We start from the raw sequence: 7,566 nt of genomic DNA, 5'->3' as shown, positions 1-7,566 counted from the left end.
TTCGGGGCCGTCCTGATCGGTGGCGCAGCGGATGGGGCACAGGCCGCCAACCGCTCCGGCCTCTTTCAGGCCAAGGCGCATCGGTATTCCTGCCGCCCGCCCCTGAAATTCGCCGCCGGCGCCTGCGTGAAGCGCTGTCCGGCGGGTTACAGGGATACGGGGCGGTACTGCCGCTTCCGAAACATGAGCCGGTAGAGGTCCTGCGGAGGCCTCCGTCCGGCGGCCCCGGGGGCGAAGCGCTCAGGAGGACGGACCCAGCATGGACGCCATCACGATCCTCGACGCGCCCCGCTGCCACCTCGGCGAAGGCCCCTGCTACGATCCGCGCACCGGCATCGCGTGGTGGGTCGACATCCTGGAACGACGGCTGTTCGAAGCCCTCCTGGCGGGCGGTCCGGTCCGGATTCACGACCTTCCCCTGATGGCGAGTGCCGTGGTGGCGGTGGACGAGGAAAGACACCTGCTGGCGGCCGAGGACGGGCTTTATCTGCGAACCTTCGGCGACGGCGGCCTGACCCGGTTCTGCCCGCTCGAGGCGGAGGAGGCCGGCACCCGCTCCAACGACGGCCGGGTCCATCCCTGCGGCGCCCTCTGGATCAGCACCATGGGGCGTGACGCCGAGCCGGGGCGCGGCGCGATCTATCACGTGGCCGGCACCCGGGTGACGCGCCTCTTCGGTGGCCTCACCATCCCGAACGCCATCTGTTTCGCGCCCGATGGCGCGACCGGCTACTTCGCCGATACCGATGCGGGCCTCCTCAAGCGCGTCGCCCTCGATCCCCGCACGGGTCTGCCGGTGGGCGAGCCGGCCACGCTCTACGATCATCGCGGCGGAGAGGGCGGCCTGGACGGAGCCGTCGTCGATGCCGAGGGCCGCATCTGGTGCGCCCGCTGGGGTGCTGCCTGCCTCGACGCTTACAGCCCGGAGGGCGAGTGCCTGCGCACGCTTCCGCTGCCGGTGAGCCGGCCCTCGTGCCCCACCTTCGCGGGGCCCGCCCTCGAGCATCTCCTCGTCACCAGCGCCTACGAGGGCATGACGACCGAGGAGCGTGCAGCCGACCCGGAGCACGGCCGCACCCTCGTCGTGCCGGTCGGCGTGCGTGGCCTGTTGGAGCCCGCTTTCGGCCTCCGCTCCTGAGGCGAGCGCGATTTCATCGCGGTTCGGCGTTCCGATCGCGAGCCGTTCGCCGACGGCGTGAGGCCGCCGGCCACTGCTGCGATCTTGCGGCTCGAGCCGGGGCGGCGGACGGTCGGCCTTATTTCCGCCGCCGGATACCGCCTCTGAGAGGATGTTCCGCGCCCCTCCAGATTCATCGGCATCATGAACCGCGCGCCCACGAGTGAGCCCGCACGAGAGACCGCGAGGGAAACGGAGGCCGCGCGCCTGCGCGCCCTCGATCGCTACCGCCTGCTCGACACGCCGCGCGAGCAGGATTTCGACGAGATCGCGGAAGCGGCCGCCGAACTCTGCGAGGTACGGATCGGCGTCGTCAACCTGATCGGGGACGGCCGCCAGTTCTTCAAGGCCGAGGTCGGGCTCGGCGTCCGCGAGACGCCCCTGGAGACCTCGTTCTGCCGGCAGGCCATTCTGCAGGAGGACTTCCTGTACGTGCCGGACGCCACCCGCGACCCGCGCTTCGAGGACAATCCCCTCGTCACCGGCGAGCCTGGCCTGCGGTTCTACGCGGGCGCGCTGCTGCGGACGGCCGAGGGACATCCGATCGGCACCGTCTGCGTCCTCGACACGAAACCGCGCGCGCTGACCGAACGACAGCGCCGGGGCCTCGCGCGCCTGGCGCGCCAGGCGATGGCGCAGATGGAGCTGCGCCGCTCGCTGCGCGAGCAGGAGGAGCAGCGCCTCCTGCACGAGCGCATCCTCGACAGCGCCACCGATTACGCCATCGTCGCCACCGACCCGCACGGCCGCGTCACCCGGTGGAGCGCCGGCGCCGAGCGCATCCTGGGCTGGAGCGAGGCCGAGATGCTCGGCGCATCCGTCGAGGTTCTGTTCACGCCGGAGGATCGGGCGGGTGGACGGCCGGAGAGCGACATGGGGCTGGCTCTGGAGAGCGGCAGCGCCCCCGGCGAGGGCTGGCACCTGCGCAAGGACGGGCGCCGCTTCTGGGCCAGCAGCGAAACGATGCCCCTGCGCTCGAACGAGGGCGAGACCCTGGGCTTCGTCAGGATCCTGCGCGACCGGACCGGGCAGCGCGAAGCCGACCGGGTGCTGGAGGCGAGCGAACTGCGCTACCGCTCCCTGGTGGAGGTCAGTCCGCAGGTGGTGTGGTTCGGCGATGCCGAGGGCAACGTCACCTACTGCAATGCCTACTGGTACGCGTTCACCGGATTGCCGCCGGGTGCGGCCGGCGAGGCGAGCTGGACGTCGGTCGTCCATCCCGATCATCGCGAGGCCATGCGCCGTGCCCGCCTCTCCGCGGCGGCGTCGGGGCAATCCTACGAGGTGGAGTTTCCCCTGCGGCGGGCGGACGGCGCGTATCGCTGGTTCCTGACCCGGGCCAAGGCGGTCCGGGACGCCGACGGAACCCTGCTGAGCTGGATCGGAACCTCGCTCGACATCCACGACCGCAAGGAGGCCGAGGTCGCGCTCCGGAACGCGCAGGAAAAGCTGGGTCTCGCCGTGGCCGCGACCGGGACCGGCGTGTTCGACTACGACCTCGTCGCGGACGTGCTCGAGTGGGACGGGCAGACCCGCGCGCTGTTCGGGCTGCCGCCCGGGGCGCCCGTGAGCTACGCGGTCTTCCTCGCGGGCCTGCATCCCGACGACAGGGCCTGGGTGGACGCTGCCGTGGTCGCGGCCCTCGACCCGGCGGGCAGCGGCACCTACGACATCGCCTTCCGGACGCTCGGCATCGGGGACGGCGTCGAGCGCTGGGTGGCCGCCAAGGGCCAGGCCCTGGTCGAGAACGGGCGCACGGTGCGCTTCATCGGCACCACCCGCGATGTCACCGAGGCGCGGCGCGCGGAGCAGACCCTGCGCGACACCGAGGAGCGCTATCGTCTGGCCGCGCGCGCCACGAACGACGCCATCTGGGACTGGGACTTCGCCACCAACCACGTCCTGTGGAACGAGGCGCTCCAGGCCGCCTACGGCTACGCGCCCGATGCCATCGTGCCGACCGGTGCCTGGTGGATCGGCCGGATCCACCCCGAGGATCGGCCCCGGATCGACGCCTCCATCCACGCGGTCATCGACAGCGACCGATCGGCCTGGAGCGACGAGTACCGCTTCCTCCGGGCGAACGGGACCTACGCGCACGTCCTCGACCGGGGATACGTGATCCGGGGCGGCGACGGCGTGGCCAGGCGGATGATCGGGGCGATGCTGGACATCTCGGAGCGCAAGCGGGCCGAGGAGCATCAGCGCCTGCTCACCGGCGAATTGCAGCACCGAGTCAAGAACACCCTCACGCTGGTGCAGGCCATCGCCAGCCAGACCCTGCGCGGCAGTACGGACGTCGCGGAAATGCGCGAGGCCTTCGCGGCGCGTCTGATCTCCCTGGGGCGGGCCCACGACATCCTGACCCAGGCGAGTTGGACCGCCGCACCCATCGCGGAGGTCGTGGATGGGGCGCTCTCCGTGCATCGGGGCGACACGGGCTTTCGCCTGCGCGCCGGCGGCCCGAACGTGCTCCTGGCGGCCAAACCCGCCCTCTCGCTCGCCCTGGCGCTGCACGAGCTCGCCACCAACGCGGTCAAGTACGGCGCGCTGTCGAACGAGACCGGCATCGTCGAGCTGCGCTGGCACGTCGTGCACGAATCCGACGCCCCGCGCTTCTGCCTGACATGGTCCGAGCAGGGCGGCCCGCCCATTCTGAGTCCACCGGCGCGCAAGGGGTTCGGCTCGCGCCTGATCGAGCGCAGCTTCGCCGCCGAGGTCGGCGGCGAGGTCACGCTCGCCTACGCCCCGACCGGGCTCGTCTGCCGCCTGGAGGCGGCGCTCGCGTCGATGCAGGAGGCCGTCGATGCCGCGGCGGCCTGAGGGCCGGCGCTCCGCGCGGCCCGGCGTGCCGTGGCATGACATCCGAACGGGCTGCGCATGTCGCTGACCAAGCGCATCGTCGGTCTCGTCTCCCTGGCGCTGCTGCCCGCCCTCGCGATCCAGGGCTACAACGAGTACGCCCTGCGGGCCGCCCGGGGCGATGCCGTGCGCGGTGAGGCGATACGCACCGCCCGTGGCGTCGCGGCGGATCTCGGCCAGTTTGGGCGCGGGACGCGACAGGTGCTCGGCGTGCTCGCCGAGGTTCCGGAGATCCGGGCCAAGGATCCCGCGCCCTGCACGGCCTACCTCAAGACCCTGCTGGGCAAGGTGCCCGGTGCCTTCTTCTTCGGCGTGGCCGACGCGGAGGGGGGCATCGTCTGCAACACCCTCGGGTCGGCACCCGGCGCCTACACGCTGGCCGATCGGCGCTACTTCCAGGACGCGATGCGCACCGGCGGCCTCGCCATCGGCGACATCGTGTCCGGACGCGTCACCGGTATTCCGACGATGCAGTTCGCCCAAGCCATCCCCGGCCCCGACGGCCGCCCGTTGGGGATCGTGATCGCCAGCGTCGACTTGGCCTACCTCGCCGAGCATCAGGCGCGCGGAGGCCTGCCGCCCGACGCCACCCTCACGGTCGTGGACCGCAAGGGCACCGTCATGATCCGGGTTCCGGACCATGCGGACTGGGTCGGCCGCAGCCTGCCACCCGAGTCCTTCGCGGCCCTGGCGGCAAATCGCGGCGGGGTCGTCGACCTGCACGGCGTGCGGGGAAACCTGCGCATCACCGGCATCGCGGCCCCGTCGCCGGACGATCTCGACGGGGTGACCGTCGCCGTCGGCCTCTCGCCGAGGCTGGCCTATGCGGACATCGATGCGGCCACGCGGCGCGGTGCGATCCTGATCGTCCTCGGCGCCCTGATGGCGCTGGCGGCCGCTCTCCTCGCCGGGCGCGCCTTCATCCGCCGGCCCGTGCGCCGCCTGCTCACGGCGGCCTCGGCCTGGCGGACGGGGGATCTCGGCGCCCGGACCGGCCTGTCCGGTTCGGGCGAGTTCGGCCAGCTCGGCGAGGCGTTCGACGCCATGGCGGCCGGGCTCGAGAAGCACGAGGGTGCGTTGCGCGCCGAGATCGCCCGCAGCCACCTGCTGCAGGAGCGTCAGACGATGATGCTGCACGAGCTCAACCACCGGGTCCGCAACACCCTGACAACCGTCCAGTCCCTGGCGCGCCAGTCCCGCCGCACCGACGCGACGGGCGAGCGCCTGGAGGGGCGGATCATCGCGCTGGCCAAGACCCACGACCTGCTCTCGCGGGACGCATGGGCCGGCGCCTCCCTCGAGATGCTCCTGGAGAACGAGTTGGCGCCCTTCGTCGACGCGCGCCAGGACCGGTTCCTCATCGACGGACCGGACATCGAGCTGCCCCCGCGCTACGTCCTGGCGCTCAGCATGACGCTGCACGAGCTCACCACGAACGCCGCCAAGCACGGGGCCCTCTCCGTGGAGGGAGGACGCCTGGAGATCATCTGGCGGGTCGAGACCGGAAGCGACGGGGCACGCCGGCTCGCCCTGGACTGGCGCGAGAGCGGCGGGCCCCCGGTCGTGACCCCGCCCGCCCGCGGGATCGGAACGCGGCTGATCAACGGGGGCGTGGGCCACGAACTCGGCGGCACGGTGGATCTCCGCTTCGCCACCGGCGGGCTGCACTGCACCCTGGCGGTGCCCCTCGACGCGCAGGATCGCTTCACCTCGTTCCGGGCGGATTCCGGATCACCGCGATCGGCGGCTTGAAGAACGCGGTCCACACCGTGATCCCCCGCCGGCACTCCCGGCCCCGTCCGGGTCGGATCTCGGCGGATCGAGGGGGCCTTCGACGACCGAACCGCCGGTCGGGTCGTGCTCTCAGACGGCGGCGGCGAGACATGTTGCGTCGTCCGCCGATATGGCTTCCCCGCGATCGGAACGATGGCCGTGGCGCTCAGCCCACCCGGCGCTGCCGTTCCGCCGAAGCTTCGACCCGGCTGCCGCCGAACACGGCCTGCTGTCGCGTGGGCAGCCGGCATAGGCTGTCGACGAGGCGCGGGGCCACGGGGGCGCTCGCGGCGTCGAGGAGCGCGCGATGCTCCGGCGTGAGCGTCAGCCCGAGGGCCGCCACGTTGTCGTCGAGCTGTGCCGGCCGGCTGACGCCCATCAGGGTCGCGTCCACGCTTGGCCGGCCCACGACCCAGGCCAGGGCGACCCGCGCCGCCGGCTGCCCGATCGCGTCCGCCACGCCGCGCACGGCCTCGACGATGTCCCAGTTGCGCGGAGTGAACAGGCTGTCGCCGAACGGGTTGGCGCTGTCCAGGCGCCTGTCGCCCTCGGGCCGCGCCGGCACGGCCTCCGCCGGGTCACGCGGCAGGCCCGATCCGCGTGCGGGTGCCGCCGCGACGGCGGCGCGATCGTACTTGCCCGCCAGGAGCCCGTAGGCGAGGGGCGACCAGGGCACGAGGCCCATCCCGAACGCGGCGGCGAGGGGGACATGCTCGTCCTCGACCTCCCGATTCACGAGGGCGTAGAAGTGCTGCAGGGCGATGGGGCCGGGCAGGCCGCGCACCGAGGCCAGGGTCGCCAGTTGGGCGGCGTACCAGGCGGGGGTGTTCGACAGGCCCCAGTAGCGGGCCTTCCCGCTCCGGACGAGGCCCACCATGGTCTCGAGAAGTTCCTCGGCCGGCGTGATCCCGTCCCAGGCGTGCAGCCAGTACAGGTCGACGTAGTCGGTCCCGAGGCGGCGCAGCGATCCCGCGATGGCCGCGTGGAGATGCTTGGCGCCGCAACCGCCCGCATGCGGCCCGTGTCCGGTGGCGAACCCGGCCTTGGTGGCGAGGACGATCCGGTCGCGCAGGCCACGCTCGGCGATGAAGCGGCCGACCATCGTCTCGCTGGCGCCGCCCGCATAGACGTCGGCGGTATCGACGAAGTTGCCGCCGCCCTCCACGTAGGCGTCGAACACGGCGCGGCTGCCGCCCGCGTCGAGCCCCCAGCGCGCCGTGCCGAACGTCATGGTGCCCAGAGCGAGGGGGCTCACCGCCAGCCCCGAGCGGCCCAGCGTCCGATAATGCGTCAGATCCATTGTTGCACCCACCTGAAAACTCCCCCGAGGGGTAGCCCGGCGCCGCAATGAGGATTAGCCCTGTCGGACGGCATGGGTCCGTGAGCGGAATGCAGCAATGCGGCGCGGCGACCTCGACGATCTGTCCGTGTTCGCGGCGGTGGCGCGCACCCGCAGCTTCACGCGGGCAGCGGCCGAACTCGGCCTGTCCCCCTCCGCGCTCAGCCACGCGATGCGCGGGCTGGAGACCCGCCTCGGAGTGCGCCTGCTGGCGCGCACGACGCGCAGCGTCGCCCCGACCCCCGCGGGCGAGCGCCTGCTGCGCTCGCTCGGTCCGGCGCTGGCGGAGGTCGAGCGGGGCCTCGCGGCCCTGGCCGACTGGCGCGGCACGCCGTCGGGCTCCCTTCGGGTCACGACGTTCGCCTACGCCGCGCGCGCCATCCTCGCGCCGTCCCTTCCGGGGTTCCTCCTCGAC

The 7,566-nt window shown here is 72.5% G+C and carries 6 protein-coding genes; 5 read left to right on the top strand and 1 reads right to left on the bottom strand.

Features of this window, described 5'->3' with window-relative positions; genetic code table 11:
• Positions 1-12: 12 nt before the first annotated feature.
• The 4 genes from K2X24_RS19055 to K2X24_RS19040 all read left to right on the top strand — a co-directional run bounded on the left by K2X24_RS19055 (position 13) and on the right by K2X24_RS19040 (position 5,791).
• Positions 13-195 carry a hypothetical protein gene (locus tag K2X24_RS19055; RefSeq protein WP_292500062.1) on the top strand — a complete coding sequence of 61 codons (183 nt, stop codon included), beginning with the start codon at positions 13-15 and terminating at the stop codon, positions 193-195.
• A 64-nt stretch (positions 196-259) separates the two neighbouring features.
• A complete protein-coding gene (locus tag K2X24_RS19050) occupies positions 260-1,138 on the top strand; it encodes an SMP-30/gluconolactonase/LRE family protein (RefSeq protein WP_292500061.1) in 879 nt (292 codons plus the stop codon).
• 183 nt (positions 1,139-1,321) lie between these two features.
• A complete protein-coding gene (locus K2X24_RS19045; protein ID WP_292500060.1) occupies positions 1,322-4,000 on the top strand; it encodes a PAS domain S-box protein in 2,679 nt (892 codons plus the stop codon).
• A gap of 57 nt (positions 4,001-4,057) precedes the next feature.
• A complete protein-coding gene (locus tag K2X24_RS19040) occupies positions 4,058-5,791 on the top strand; it encodes an HWE histidine kinase domain-containing protein (protein ID WP_292500059.1) in 1,734 nt (577 codons plus the stop codon).
• A 187-nt stretch (positions 5,792-5,978) separates the two neighbouring features.
• Here K2X24_RS19040 and K2X24_RS19035 read toward each other — a convergent pair whose 3' ends face one another.
• Positions 5,979-7,112 carry an aldo/keto reductase gene (locus K2X24_RS19035; RefSeq protein ID WP_292500057.1) on the bottom strand — a complete coding sequence of 378 codons (1,134 nt, stop codon included), beginning with the start codon at positions 7,110-7,112 and terminating at the stop codon, positions 5,979-5,981.
• A 97-nt stretch (positions 7,113-7,209) separates the two neighbouring features.
• Here K2X24_RS19035 and K2X24_RS19030 point away from each other — a divergent pair.
• Positions 7,210-7,566: LysR family transcriptional regulator (locus K2X24_RS19030; RefSeq protein ID WP_292500055.1), on the top strand; the 357-nt coding region annotated here is incomplete at its 3' end.

It is taken from the genome of Methylobacterium sp., assembly GCF_019750675.1.
GTDB lineage: Bacteria > Pseudomonadota > Alphaproteobacteria > Rhizobiales > Beijerinckiaceae > Methylobacterium.
The sequence above is the reverse complement of the archived record's forward strand: the minus strand, read 5'-3'. Positions and strand labels throughout refer to the sequence as shown.